Origin of the sequence: Paraburkholderia sp. JHI2823, from assembly GCF_038900695.1 — a bacterium.
Classification (GTDB): domain Bacteria; phylum Pseudomonadota; class Gammaproteobacteria; order Burkholderiales; family Burkholderiaceae; genus Paraburkholderia; species Paraburkholderia mimosarum.
In genome coordinates, this window is record NZ_JAYMRY010000018.1 from 102,553 (window position 1) to 115,682 (window position 13,130).

At 61.2% G+C, this 13,130-nt stretch carries 12 protein-coding genes; 2 read left to right on the plus strand and 10 right to left on the minus strand.

Annotation, left to right across the window (positions count from 1 at the left end; translation table 11 throughout):
- Positions 1 to 37: 37 nt before the first annotated feature.
- A complete protein-coding gene (locus VSR34_RS20270; protein ID WP_342963316.1) occupies positions 38 to 1,114 on the plus strand; it encodes a LacI family DNA-binding transcriptional regulator in 1,077 nt (358 codons plus the stop codon).
- Here the strand turns inward: VSR34_RS20270 and VSR34_RS20275 are convergent.
- The 9 genes from VSR34_RS20275 to VSR34_RS20315 all read right to left on the minus strand — a co-directional run bounded on the left by VSR34_RS20275 (position 1,093) and on the right by VSR34_RS20315 (position 11,177).
- The gene (locus VSR34_RS20275; protein WP_028231194.1) at positions 1,093 to 1,482 is read right to left on the minus strand and encodes a type II toxin-antitoxin system VapC family toxin; all 390 of its coding nucleotides are present in this window, start codon (positions 1,480 to 1,482) and stop codon (positions 1,093 to 1,095) included. The genes VSR34_RS20270 and VSR34_RS20275 overlap by 22 nt on opposite strands.
- Positions 1,482 to 1,712, minus strand: coding sequence for a hypothetical protein (locus VSR34_RS20280; RefSeq protein WP_028212338.1), 231 nt, complete (start codon positions 1,710 to 1,712; stop codon positions 1,482 to 1,484). Before VSR34_RS20280 ends, VSR34_RS20275 begins: the two co-directional genes overlap by 1 nt.
- A 976-nt stretch (positions 1,713 to 2,688) precedes the next feature.
- Entirely contained in the window at positions 2,689 to 3,819 is a 1,131-nt protein-coding gene (gene ugpC, locus VSR34_RS20285) for a sn-glycerol-3-phosphate ABC transporter ATP-binding protein UgpC (protein WP_342963317.1), read from the minus strand.
- A gap of 111 nt (positions 3,820 to 3,930) precedes the next feature.
- A complete protein-coding gene (locus VSR34_RS20290) occupies positions 3,931 to 5,268 on the minus strand; it encodes a GH1 family beta-glucosidase (RefSeq protein ID WP_342963318.1) in 1,338 nt (445 codons plus the stop codon).
- Between the two features lie 66 nt (positions 5,269 to 5,334).
- Positions 5,335 to 6,165, minus strand: coding sequence for a carbohydrate ABC transporter permease (locus tag VSR34_RS20295; protein ID WP_028212334.1), 831 nt, complete (start codon positions 6,163 to 6,165; stop codon positions 5,335 to 5,337).
- On the minus strand, positions 6,162 to 7,139 hold the full coding sequence (locus VSR34_RS20300) for a sugar ABC transporter permease (protein WP_244145247.1): 978 nt from the start codon (positions 7,137 to 7,139) through the stop codon (positions 6,162 to 6,164). Before VSR34_RS20300 ends, VSR34_RS20295 begins: the two co-directional genes overlap by 4 nt.
- Positions 7,140 to 7,286: 147 nt before the next feature.
- The gene (locus tag VSR34_RS20305; RefSeq protein ID WP_028212332.1) at positions 7,287 to 8,534 is read right to left on the minus strand and encodes an extracellular solute-binding protein; all 1,248 of its coding nucleotides are present in this window, start codon (positions 8,532 to 8,534) and stop codon (positions 7,287 to 7,289) included.
- Positions 8,535 to 8,700: 166 nt separating this feature from the next.
- Positions 8,701 to 9,792, minus strand: a complete 1,092-nt coding sequence (locus VSR34_RS20310; protein ID WP_028212331.1) for a LacI family DNA-binding transcriptional regulator — start codon at positions 9,790 to 9,792, stop codon at positions 8,701 to 8,703.
- A 230-nt stretch (positions 9,793 to 10,022) separates the two neighbouring features.
- The gene (locus tag VSR34_RS20315) at positions 10,023 to 11,177 is read right to left on the minus strand and encodes a porin (protein WP_028212330.1); all 1,155 of its coding nucleotides are present in this window, start codon (positions 11,175 to 11,177) and stop codon (positions 10,023 to 10,025) included.
- A gap of 771 nt (positions 11,178 to 11,948) precedes the next feature.
- Here VSR34_RS20315 and VSR34_RS20320 point away from each other — a divergent pair.
- On the plus strand, positions 11,949 to 12,242 hold the full coding sequence (locus VSR34_RS20320) for a BON domain-containing protein (protein WP_028212329.1): 294 nt from the start codon (positions 11,949 to 11,951) through the stop codon (positions 12,240 to 12,242).
- 154 nt (positions 12,243 to 12,396) lie between these two features.
- Here VSR34_RS20320 and VSR34_RS20325 read toward each other — a convergent pair whose 3' ends face one another.
- Entirely contained in the window at positions 12,397 to 12,834 is a 438-nt protein-coding gene (locus VSR34_RS20325; RefSeq protein ID WP_342963319.1) for an AraC family transcriptional regulator, read from the minus strand.
- Positions 12,835 to 13,130: the final 296 nt, after the last annotated feature.

Below are 13,130 nucleotides of genomic sequence, written 5' to 3' on the forward strand. Positions count from 1 at the left end.
AAACGGTATCGCTAACGTCATTCGAGCCCTCGCAGACATGACTTCTCGTAAGCCCACACCACGCATGGCAAGGCAAACTCCCACGCTTGAGCACGTCGCCAAGCTTGCGGGGGTATCGCAGATGACCGCGTCGCGCGCGCTCAACGGACGCCCGGGCGTATCCCGCGAGACGCGCGACGAAGTGCTGCGGATCGCTTCGGACATCGGTTACGTCGTCAACCGCACCGCGCAAAAACTTTCCGGCGGACGCAACGGCATCATCGGCATCATCACGCCCACGCTCGACACGCAGTTCTCGAGTGAGCTGGTGCTCGGCGCGGGCCGTGCGGCGCGCGGCGCGGGCATGGAAATGCTGGTGTACACCGTGTTCGACGAAGACCGCCATACGCATCACGACCTTCTCGGCTTGATCCAGCAATTCTCGGACGGCATTCTCGCCATCCTGCCGCGCGAATCGCTCTGCCTCGAAGCGCTCGCCACGGCCAAGGTCCCGGTGGTGGTAGTCGATCAACGCGGCACGCTCACGGGCTTTCCGTCGGTGTCGGTCGACAATTACGGGGGTGCCTGTCTCGCGGTCGAGCATCTCGCGGAACTCGGCCACAAACGCATCGCGTTTCTCGCGGGCGACGAAACGATCGAAGGCGTGCGCGACCGTCAACGCGGCTATCGCGACACGCTGGCCCGGCTCGGCCTGCCGCGCGAAGACGCGCTGGTGGCCGCGGGCGATCTTTCGCAAATGATGGCGTTCGACGTCACGTTCGACCTGCTTAATCTCGCCGATCCGCCCACCGCAATATTCACGGCCAACGACCAAAGCGCATTCGGCGTGATCGCCGCAATCAGGGAAGCGGGCCTGCGCGTGCCCGACGACATTTCCGTGATCGGTTTCGACGACATTCCCATGTCCGAGCAGTTTCATCCTGCACTCACTACCATTCGTCAGCCGTTCCAGCAAATGGCGCGCTCCGCGGTCAATACGCTGCTCGCGCAAATCGCCGGCATCGACGCCGCCTCGCAGCGCATCACACTGCCGGCGGAGCTGGTGGTGCGCGACTCGACCGGGCCGGTCAAGACGCGTCACCGCCGCTCACGTCACCAGATCGTTTCGACGTAAGTCGAAGCGCGCACCTTCGCGTCGGAGGTCACGAGCGCGCCGCCATGCGTGCGGGCCGTCGCGACGATCAGCCTTTGATGCGACGTGAGCACCGGCGGCAACGTTGCCGCTCTGAACGCAATTTCCAGATCGACTGGAATCAGGCGCACACCGTCCAGTTTCAAAAAGGTGGAGAGCCAGCTTCGCGCGTCCATTGAGAGCCCGAGGCTGCCGGCCTTCACGAACTCCGCGATTTCGAGCGCGCTGATCGCCGAGATGAGAATCTCGCCGCCGTCCAGCTCCCGGTCGATCGCATCGTGTGCAGCCTGACTCAGCGCTTTTTGCCTGCCGAGCCAGCACACCAGTGCAAGCGTGTCCAGCGTGATCATTACTCTTCCTGCTCAGCCGCTACCCGTGCAAGCGCATGCTTGAAATTGAAATGCGTGATCGACGCACGCAGCAATTCGAGCGGATTCTCGTCCTTGCTACGGTAGGGTCGGATCTCAATGGTGGGTTGCCCCCGGTCCGTCACGATGACCGTTTCGCCCAGTGTTTCGACCTGGCGGAACAGCTCGCACGCCCGGGACTTGAAAATGGCCTTCGATACTCGCTTTTCCATGACGCTCTCCACCCATCAAAAATCAAACGGAATCTTATTGCATCTGGTCGTTGCGTGCACAACCAATTTTTCGCTTCGCGGCCAGATGGTTCTTTGGCTTACCTTGTCCAACGGTTTGCTGCCTGAAACGCGCCCGGAACGCCAGCGCCGCTGAATCACTCAAGTGGCGTATGCATTCAGCAGTACGGGTTTTTACCGGTAACATCTTTCGTCCGAAGATACCCCGGCGGTCCATGCGCTTTCATATAATTGCTACATTTTGTGAGGCCCGTGTGCGGTCCGGCTGATCGTCGGCCGGTTCGCGGGGCATGACAACCGGGTCTGTTGAGTGCCGGCGGAGTGCCTACATGGCGGTGTTCGGCCCGCGCGGCGCTCCGGTCGCTGCCGCAAGGAGGGTTGCCTTCGCTGCGCGCCGCCGATTAAGCACTAACACAATAACGTTACCCTTAACGTTATTTGATGTTAAATGCAGCCTGCCGGTGCCGCCATGCGGGGTTTACCCAGGCTCGACGAATTGCCGGGCACCCGGTCGAATCCCGCCCCGCAGCCCGTCCCGCAAGGCACGAGAATGGGGCGAACTGCTCGAAGGGTAGCGCCGTTGCGCCTAACGTTAGACGGACGGTAACAAAATTCATAAGCCCCGTTCGCGACGAACATAATTTCCTGCCGTACCCCATTTGCGTTAGTCAGGCGTGCGGCTCCGGGTAATCCAGAACAGGTGGCTCCGACGTGGGCTCGGCGTCGAAATGCACGATGCACGCGTGCAGTGGCACGCGCAGTTTTTGCCGTACTTCTCCATCGCCCCTGCCATCCGCTTGCCGCGCGGGCCCAGCAGCGCAACGCTCCCAGTCCGCTGCGGCAATCGCGCCGTCCGGCGCCGGGCCGGTCGCGGACCCTGCCTTCCCAGCGGATCCGCAATCGTCCTTCGTCCACCCCTTGTTCGCCATCGCACGCTCCCCCTTCGCGATCGGGCCCATCAAACGACGGCTCGAACGTTCTCCCCGACTGCGCGGTGCTCGAACACCACCGCTTCGCCCTTCGCGTCGAACAGCGTGACCGACGACGACGGCACCTTGATGCCAATACGTTCGCCGGGCTCGTACTGCGCGTCCTTCTTGTCGAGCTTGAGCGCAATGGCGTGCGCCATGCCATCGAGCCGCGCGTGCAGGATGGAGACATCGCCCAGATGCTCGACCAGTTCCACGCGAGCGGCGATGCCTTCGTCCACGGGCCCGACGCTCAGATGTTCGGCGCGCACGCCTAGCGTCAGTTCGCCGTTGAGCGCGCGATCCGGACGGCCCGTCAGCGCGATGCGGTGGCTCACGCCCGCGAGCGCCAGCACCGTCTGCACACCGTTGTGCGCCACGACTGTTGCGGCGAGCATGTTCATCTGCGGGGAGCCGATAAAGCCGCCTACGAAGCGGTTCGCCGGCCGGTCATACAAGTCGAGCGGCGCGCCCGTCTGCTCGATCTTGCCCTTGTTGAACACGACGATCTGCTCGCCCAGCGTCATCGCCTCGACCTGATCGTGCGTGACGTAAATCATCGTCGTACCCAGTTCGCGGTGCAGTTTCGCGAGTTCGATGCGCATCTGCACGCGCAACGCCGCATCGAGATTCGAGAGCGGTTCGTCGAACAGGAACACGCGTGGCTTGCGCACGATCGCACGGCCGATCGCCACGCGCTGCCGCTGACCGCCGGAAAGCGCCTTGGGCTTGCGATCGAGCAGGTGCGTGATTTGCAGGATCTCGGCGGCACGCCCCACCACCTCGCTCACTTCGCGCTTCGACTTGCCCGAGAGCTTCAGCGAAAAGCCCATGTTTTGCGCAACCGTCATATGCGGATACAGCGCATAGCTCTGGAACACCATCGACACGCCGCGATCCACAGGCTGCAGATCGTTGACGCGGATGCCTTCGATCAGGATATCGCCGCCGCTCACCTCCTCGAGCCCGGCGATCATGCGTAGCATGGTCGACTTCCCGCAACCGGAAGGTCCAACGAAAACCGTGAACTGACCGTCCGGAATGTGCAGGTCGATGCCCTGAATGATCTGCGGACCTTCGCCGTACGTCTTGACGACGTTACGCAATACGAGTTCGCCCATTGATACGTCCTCCTTAGTGCTATTGCTTGCAGTCCCGCGCGAGGTTGCCGTGCGGTCGCCCTGCTGCGGCGTTCCTCACGCGGGTACGGTGCGCCTTTGTGCGTGAGCGCGTCAGCGCGAAGCCTCGGCGCCGGCATGCTCCGCGATGACCTCGCTATACCAGTGCGCGCTGTCCTTCAGCGTGCGCCGCTGGGTCTCGTAGTCGACATACACCATGCCGAAACGCTTGTCGTAACCGGACGCCCATTCGAAGTTATCGAGCAGGCTCCATGCGAAATAGCCGGCCACATCGACACCCTTTTGCGCCGCCTCGGACAGTGCGGCGAGGTGCAGATCGTAGAAGCGGATGCGTTCGGTATCCTGCACGCGGCCGTTTTCGAGCACGTCCTTCGACGCGCAGCCGTTCTCGGTGATGAAGATCGGCGGCAGCTCGTACTCGGCATTCAGCTTCGTGAGCAGTTCGGTCAGGCCTTCCGGGTAGATTTCCCAGTCCATGTCCGTGAAACCGTGGACGCCCGGCGGACGCTTTTCGCCGGAAGCGCTCGCGAAAATGCGCGTGTAATAGTTGATGCCGAGGAAGTCCAGCGGCGTGCCGATGATGTCGAAGTCGCCTTCGCGGATCACCTCTTGCGGGCCGTTCGCGCCATACCACTGGAGCGCTTCGTCCGGATATTCACCCTTGAAGATCGGGTCCATGTACCAGCGCACGAACTTCGCATATTCGAGCGACGCAGCGGCCAGGTCCTCCGGCGCATCGGTCGCGCCATGCGCCGGTGACTGGTTGAGCACGATTCCAAGCGGCGCCTTTACGCCGTCGGCGCGCAGCGCCTGCACGGCGAGGCCGTGCGAGAGCAGCAGATGATGGGCCACGTGGGCCGCCTTCTTCAGGTCCGCGTTGCCCGGTGCAAAATAGCCCGTTGCATTGCCGAGCCACGCGGTGCACCATGGCTCGTTGTGCGTGGCGATCGACGCCACGCGGTCGCCCAGCACGGCGCCGATCTTGCGTGCGTAGTCCGCGAAACGATAAGCCGTGTCGCGGCTCTCCCAACCGTTTTGTTCCGCCTGCAGCGCTTGCGGCAGGTCCCAGTGATACAGCGTTGCGAACGGCTGGATGCCGCGCTTGAGCAAACCGTCTACCAGACGTTCGTAGAACGCGATGCCTTTTTCGTTGAAGGCACCGCGTCCATCGGGTTGAACGCGCGGCCATGCAATCGAGAAACGATAGGCATTGACGCCTAGCTCGGCCATCAGATCGAGATCTTCTTCGAAACGATGGTAGTGATCGCACGCCACATCACCGCTCTCGCCTTTCACGACCTTGCCCGGCACCCGGCAGAACGTGTCCCAGATCGACTCGCCACGGCCATCCTCATGCGCTGCACCTTCGATCTGGTACGAGCTGGTGGCAACGCCCCAGACGAAGTCTTCCTTGAATCGAAATTTTGACATAATTTGGTATCCTGATTAGCCACGCCGGCGCTTTCGCAACTGGGCGGCAATTGAAAGAAGAGAAACTCAGGCCTTCACAGCGCCGGTCGTCAAACCGTCGATCAAGCGCCGCGAAGTGAAAGCGAACAGCACCAGCAAGGGCAGCACAGCGACCGCGGACCCCGCCATCACCGCGCCCCAGTCCGAATTGGTCGGGCTTTGCAAAATGCGCAGCGCGAGAGGCAGCGTGTACATCGAAGGCGAACGCAGCACGACGAGCGCCGAGAGAAAGTTGTTCCACGCCTGAATGAAGCTGATGAGCCCAAGCGTGCCCAGCGCCGGGCCGAGCAGCGGCAGCACGATGCTCCAGTAGATGCGGAACTCGCCGCAGCCGTCGATGCGCGCCGCCTCGATCAGATCGGTCGGAATGGCAGCGGCAATGTACTGGCGCATCAGGAACACGCCGAGCGCAGCGGCCGCACCGGGCACGTACAGTGCACGCGGTTCATTGATCCAGCCGAGCAGATTCATCGTCATGAAGGTCGGAATCATGCTGAGAAACGGCGGCACCAGCATGGCCGTGAGTGCAACGGCAAAGAGCGTCTTCTTGAAACGGAACTCGTACATCGCGAACGCGTAGCCGGCCATCGAGGTGACGAGCAGCGTCAGCAAGGTCTGGATCGTGGCGGTGTAGAAGCTCCAGCCAAGATTGCGCCAGAACGGAATGTGATGCATGAGCGACGCCATGTTGTCGAGAAACGCGTTGCCGAACCAAAGCGGCGGCGGCATCGAGAAAATCTCGGAACTCGTGTGCGTGGCGAAGACGAACATGAACCAGAACGGCGCGAACATCAGCGCGGCGCCGGCCAGAACGATGGCGTAGCCGGTATAGCGAGCCTTGTTGTTCGACAGCTTCATCGCTGTGCCTCCTCTTTCATGCCGCTGCGGTGGAAAATGCGCGTGTTGAGCCACATCAGCGCGGAAATCGTGATAAAGAGCAGCCAAGCAATGGAACTGGCCGTGCCGAAGTCGCCGTCGTGGAATGCCGTGCGATACATATAGACAGCCGTGGTCAAGCCGGACTGGCTCGTTCCCATGCCTTCGTTCGGGAGCAAGATGAACGGCTCTTCGAAGAGTTGCAGGCCGCCGATGATCGAGAGCGTCACCGCGAAAAAGATCATTGGCTTGAGAAGCGGAATCGTGATGCGTGTGAACTGCTGCCAGCCGTTCGCGCCGTCAATGCGGGCCGCCTCGTAAATGTCCTTTGGAATGGTCTGCAATGCCGACAAATAGAGCACCGTATTCCAACCCACGTAACGCCAGAACACCACGACCGAGACAGCTGGTTTCACGTTGGCCGGGTTGTACAGCCACTCGACAGGCTTCGAAGGCACGATCCAGTGCAGCCCCGGAATCTTGCCGATTTCGGCAATGGCGAGATTGATCATGCCGAAGTCGGTCGAATAGAGCGACGAGAAGATCAATGCGATCGCCACGCTCGACGTGATGAAGGGCAGGAAATACAGGCCGACGACGAAATTGCGCCAGCGGCGAAACGCGGTTTGCAGAAAGAAGGCGAGCGGCAGCGCGATGAGGTGCTGGGGAACGCCCGACATGACCGCCATCGACGCGGTGTTGTAGAGCGATTTCCAGTACCACGGGTCGGTCAGCGTGAACGTGAAGTTCGACAGTCCCACCCACTTCATGCTCGCCAGTCCCGCCGTCGCGTCCCAGCTCTGGAACGAGAGGTACAGCGAGAACAGCAGTGGGAATGCGAGGAACACGGCGAACAGCAGGAAAAACGGTGCGAGGAACACGTACGGCGCGATCTTGACCGGATCGAGCCGCCTTTTTCCGCGAGGTACGGTGAGCGGGACGAGCGTGTCGCTCATGCGCGCTTCCCGAGATACCTGTTCAGTTGTGGGCAGAGGAGAGTTCATCAATAGTTCCGTCCATTCGGGCGTGGCCGGGCAAGATGCACGGCCACGCTGTTGCAGCGGGCGGGCGCGGGCGTGTCCGCGCCGTTTCATCACAACCGCTTAACGGCGGATCCGATGCGCGATCTGATCCTGTGCTTCCTGCAGCGCCGTGTGGATGTCCTCGTTGCTGTCGACCACCTTGTCGAGCGCCGAGTGGACCGCCTCTTCGGCAACCTGGTCATACTTGCTGCGCTGGATCGCCGGGATGTGCGAAGCCGCATCGCGCCAGATCAGACGAGCCTTTTCGTCGCCGAGGAACGCCACGGGCTGGGCGAAGAACGAATCGTTCTGCGCGGAAAGCAGCGCCGGGAAGGCGTCGATCGAGCGGAACGAAGCGAGCTGCGTGTCCGGGCGCGTCGTCAGGAACCTGATGAACTCCCACGCCATCGGCTTTTGCGTAGCCTTCACCGGAATCGACCAGAACGTGCCCCCGAAGGATGCGTACGCGCCACCGGGGAGATTCGTCGCGCGCCAGAGTCCCTTGGTGTCCGGCGCGATCCACGAAGAGAGGTGGCCGCCGAGCCATGCGCCCATCATTTGCGTCGCGACCGTGCCGCGCTTGAAGCTCTCGGCCCATTCGTTCGACCACGGCGTGATCTTCGCGTCGAGGCCGAGATCGCGCGCCTTCTTCGCAAGCTCGAAGGCCTTCACGAAACGCGGCGACGTGACGACCGGATTGCCCTTCTTGTCGAAGTACACGCCATCGCCTTCCTTCAGGTCGGCACGAATATAGATATCCTCGATATCGCGCGACGATGCCATCAGGTACGCGCCCGTAGCCTTTTTGATCTTCTGGCCGGCCGCGAGATACGAGTCCCACGATTTGGTCAGATCGGCTTCGGTCACACCCGCCTTGTCGAGAATATCCTTGCGATAGAACAGCGTGCCCGGGCCGATGTCGCCCGGCATGCCGACGATCGCGCCATCTTGCGTGGTGGCCTGCGCAAACGTGTAGTTGATGAACTGGCTCTTGTACTGACCCGCGCTATACGGTGGCTTCGACAGGTCTTCGAGACCGCCGCCCGCTGCGAAGCGGCCGATGAAGCCGACTTCGACGGCCATCACGTCGGGCAAGTCCGAACTCGTGGCGAGCGCGGTGGTCATGGCGTTGTGGTGATCGGCGATCGCGAGCGACGACACCTTGATGTCAACGTCGGGATGAAGCTTCTTCCACGCGGGAATCGCGTCCTTGATCTCCTGATCCAGCTTCGGAAATACCGCGACCGACAACGTGGTGTTGGCTTGAGCACCTGCTGCTGCGAGGCTGAGCAGAACGGCTGCGGCAGCGCCTGTAAAACGGAATTTCATTACTCGTCTCCTGTTGATACGTTCGTGAGTGACGTTCAATTGCTCCTCTGCTGCTTCTTGCTACTTCCCCTGTTGTATTGCTTGCCGGTCCCGGATCAGGACTTGCTTTTGTTTGAAAGCGCTTTCATGTCTGACTAAAAAAAATCGCCCGCCAGGGACGCGACAGCTATCTATGCTCATCTCCCGGGCTCAACGATGCCCCGATTCGACGCGTGGTTTCCCGCGTCACTAGCGTGAGTGGAATCGGACTGAGCGCAACGGGCTGTTTGCGGATCATCTGGACGATGCCCTGCGCGGCAAGGCGGCCAATTTCATAAGTCGGCTGACGCACCGTCGTCAAAGGCGGTGTCATATACGAAGACGTCGGCAGATCGTCGAAGCCCACCAGCGAAACGTCCTCGGGCACGCGCACGCCACGGCGGAACATCGCAAGACGTGCGCCGTACGCGGTCTGGTCGTTCGCGCAGAACACGGCGGTGAACATCGGCCTGCGCGCCATCAGGCGCTCCATGGCGGCCAGGCCGCCCGTCTCGAGATAGTCGCCCTGCTCGACCAGATCGGCGTCGAAGCCAATGCCGGCTTCTTCCAGCGCGATGCGATAGCCGTCGAGGCGCTCGATGGCATCCTCGTGGCTGCTTGGACCCGCGATGAAGGCAATTTCGCGGTGACCCTGTTCGATCAGATGGCGGGTCGCGTCGCGTGCGCCCTGGAGATTGTCGATTGGCAGGCCTGCCAGCGTCATGCCGTTTTGCACGGAGCGGCCAAGCACGAGCATCGGCGCGTAGCGCGAGTAGCCGGCAAGCGTTGCTTCATCGAGTTGGGCGTGCAGCAGGATGATGCCGTCGACGCGGCGCGCGATGAACTCTTCGAGGCGCGCTTTTTCGTCGACCACGTTCCAGCGGCTGCTAACGAAGATCGGCGTGAAGCCCGGCTCGGCAAGCGCGTCTTCGATACCGCGCAGCCACTCGGCGTAGAACGGGCTCGACACCGCCTGCGTGAGCACGCCGATCGTTTCGGTCCTGCCGCTCGCAAGACTGCGCGCCAGCACGTTGGGCCGGTAGTTGAACCGTGCAATGGCCTCTTCCACTGCGCGCTGCTTTTCGGGAAGCACGCGCGCGGAACCATTCAGGATGCGCGACACCGTGCTCGGCGACACCCCGGCTGCGCGCGCGATTTCCTCGAGCGTCACGTTGGGCCCCGCAGTGGGACCGCTCGGGACATTGGGCGCGCCGGGTGCTTCGTTGGTGTCTTCGCTCATGAACTCCGCCTGAACAATTTTTGAATCGCTTTCAAACACAGAAAGAAAAGCGATTCCGGATACGAATTCGAAGTAACTAAAAATGCGCGAATGAATCGCGGGCAAAACGCGGAAAAAGCAGCCGGTGCGACCAGGGTGGAGGAGAGATCGCACCGGCCTCTCTATAGGAGAGAATTAAGCAGTACCAAATACAAACAGATCGCAACCACTACACTTCAGACACACTCAAATCAGAACATATGCATGATGCCCGTGAAGACGCCGGTCTGGCTGTGACCGTAGTTCGGGTTGTCGTTCGACGACGCGCCCGTTGCCGCGTTGAAATTGTTGTTGCCGTACGGACCGTTGCCGAGGTTGATGTTCGACGTCGAGCTGTTGTGCACGTAACCGGCTTCCGCGTAGAGGAACGTACGCTTGGACAGGTTGTACGTCGTGCCGAGCGTGTACAGCGTGGCGTTGCCGTTGCCGTGGTTCGCATTCGCGTGGAAGACCGCGGCGGTAATCGCCGACGCATCGTTCACCTGCCAGGCGGCGCCGAACCACTCGTGGTCCACCGTGGTCGGCGCGCTCACGCCTGCCGGCTGCGAAGCATTGGTCACGCCCATGCTCGCGTTGGTAGCGGAAGGTGCGCTCAGGTGCTGGTAGCCCGCGTACAGCTTCACAGGACCGATCACATAGGTGCCGCCAGCCAGAATCGAGCGCGAGGCCGAATAAACGTTGTTGAACGAACCGTTTGCGCCACGGACTTCGTCATAGATCACGCGGAAGTCGCCGCTGCCCCACGTATAGATGCCTTCAACCGCATTCGTACGGCCCTGGCCGGTCGGCACGCCCTGCGCGTTGACCGGCGCCGAGTTCCAGCTCGTGTTGTTGGTCAGCGAATACTGGCCCTTGAACACGAGGCCGCCGAACAGCACCGGCGTGTTGTATTCCGCGCCATTGCTGGTGCTCGTCCAGTTGCGACCGCGCACCAGCGTCGAGATTGCGTAACGCTGCATCAGCTGCGGGTCCGTGCCCCAGCTATCCTGCGCAAGTTCGCCGGCGCCGAGATTACCGATCTTGAACAGACCGAAACGGTCATTGGTGAAGCCCACGGTGGCGTGACGGCCAAACAGGTTGCCCGCCGAAGCGCCCGTCATCGTGTTGAGCTGGCCTTCCAGCTGGAAGACCGCCTTCGTGCCGTTGCCCAGGTCTTCTGAGCCGAGCAGGCCGAACCATGAGCAACCCCAGTCGCCGCTCTGTGCCGAGAACCTGCTACCGCCCGGCAGACCGGTTTCATACTGGACGCCGTTGTCGATACGGCCGTACAGGGTGACGCTGCTCTGCGCGTGTGCCATCGTCGTCGCAGCTGCCATCACCGACAATGCAATAAGCTTTTTCTTCATTAGGGATCCTATATATATTTTGGCGTCTCCAAACCGCGCAGGTCGCGTGCGCTCTACACGTTCCCTACCAGGCTGCCTCACAGAAATGTTTCGAATCACATTTCGAGGCGATTATAGGGATGCCCATGCCCCGTGTATCGAGCGGACCGGCCAGGGAAAACGATGTTACCGCTAACGCTTGCGTGTCGAGCGGTCCCGAAGTAGGCGCCTGCTTTGTGACCATCGCGTGATGGTCATATGCCCGGCAAATCCATTTCGCTCCGTGGGGAAAAATATGCGCGGTGCGGGAAATGCGTCGAACATCCGTGCTACTCCGGCGAAGTGACGCTTGACAGCGCTTTCAAACGCAGTGCTCAGATGTTGTGAACTTGCAACGAACGACAGAAATTTATTTGGCCGTTGCGCCTGCAGCTTTCGCCGTCGCCTGGCAGCGCTGTCATCGGCAGGCGCGGGAAATAGCGACTATCATCAAGGTATACCCTGCCGGGCACTGAGTTGAGTTTTGCCGGTAAGCACATTGAGCGCGGGCTCGTCAATCTGTTCCGCGATCTTTCCGGCCTTGCAATATCGCGCGACGCCGTATCCAGCGCCTCGACTCCCGCAGTTCCCCGCCACGTCGCTCGCGCGACGTCCCGTCCGAACGCAATGCACCAGCACCCACGAGCACATTTAGCGCCGGGCAACGGCATCGCGGCTTCACGCTCGCGTTGACCGGGACCGGAAGATCATTTGCCGGAGTTCCCGGCATCTTTGCCACTGCAAGGAGGTATCGTGAAAGCGATCATCACTGCCACGCTCGTATTCCTGATTTCCGGCGCGATCGTCCCGGTCGTCCAGGCGCAGACCGACTCGAGTGCAAGCGACCCGCAACTCGCACATAGCGTACGCGTCAGCTTCGCGCACGCTGGCGTCAGCACCTCACACGTATTTGTTTTTGCCAGAGGAGGCAAAGTCACGCTGCTCGGATGGGTGCCCGAACACGATCAGGTCGCGCTGGCCGAGCGCACCGCGGCTTCAGTTCCTGGCGTAACTTCGGTGGACAGCTGGCTTGCGCGTGGCCTCTGAGGGCGATGGGGTCGATGGTCGATTGGATCCGTACGATCGGATATAAGCGGTGCGCGGACGTCGTCCGACTGATCCGCGCGCCGCTCCTGCGCTTGCGGGCGGAGCTGCATGCCGCGAGGGCTTGACCGTGGAGCGGTCAGAAAGCGCTTTCTCGTCACTCGCCCTGACGGGTGCCCTTGCGATAGTCAGAAGGGCTACTGCCGGTACAATGTTTAAATGCGCGGCAGAATCCGGTCGCATCGGAAAAGCCGAGATCAAACGCCAGCACGGTGGCGTCAACGATAACGATGGCACCCTCTGGGTTTGCTAACGCGCTTAGGTCGACCACTTGAAGTGCGCGAGCAAACCGCGCGCAGAAATCGGTGGGGTTGTGGATGGTCACGTCCAAACCATCGCCTTTCATCGCTCGACGAAAAGCAGCGACGCCGTAGAACGCTATATCTATGAGCGTATTGGCGATCCGAAGCGAGCTGATGAGCGGCCTCGCCTGAGCGCGCTGCATCTCGAACGCGGACAATTTGGAGAGATGGTTCGCAGTAGCCATGGCGATGCTCACAGTCCGGAAATACCCGGGATTTTCGTTGGCAAACATGCCCCACTATTGGGGGGCGCCAGCTACCGTAGTTGCCGTGCATTTCGATCGTGGGCGCAACAGAACAACTTGACCACCCTCATTTCATGCCACGAGCAGCCTGGGCACAATCAACCTCGCCAACATCTAACGTCCGGCGTGTGGTTAGCAAAGTCAAGTGCGCCGCTTTGCTTTCTGTCTGCTAATCGCCTATGTTTTTAATGCACGATTGCCGCGCGATGACGATTTCCGTGCATGCACCTTGCCTGTGCGTTCGATCGATGATCCCAGCAACGCCTTCAAAAACGGGAATGGGA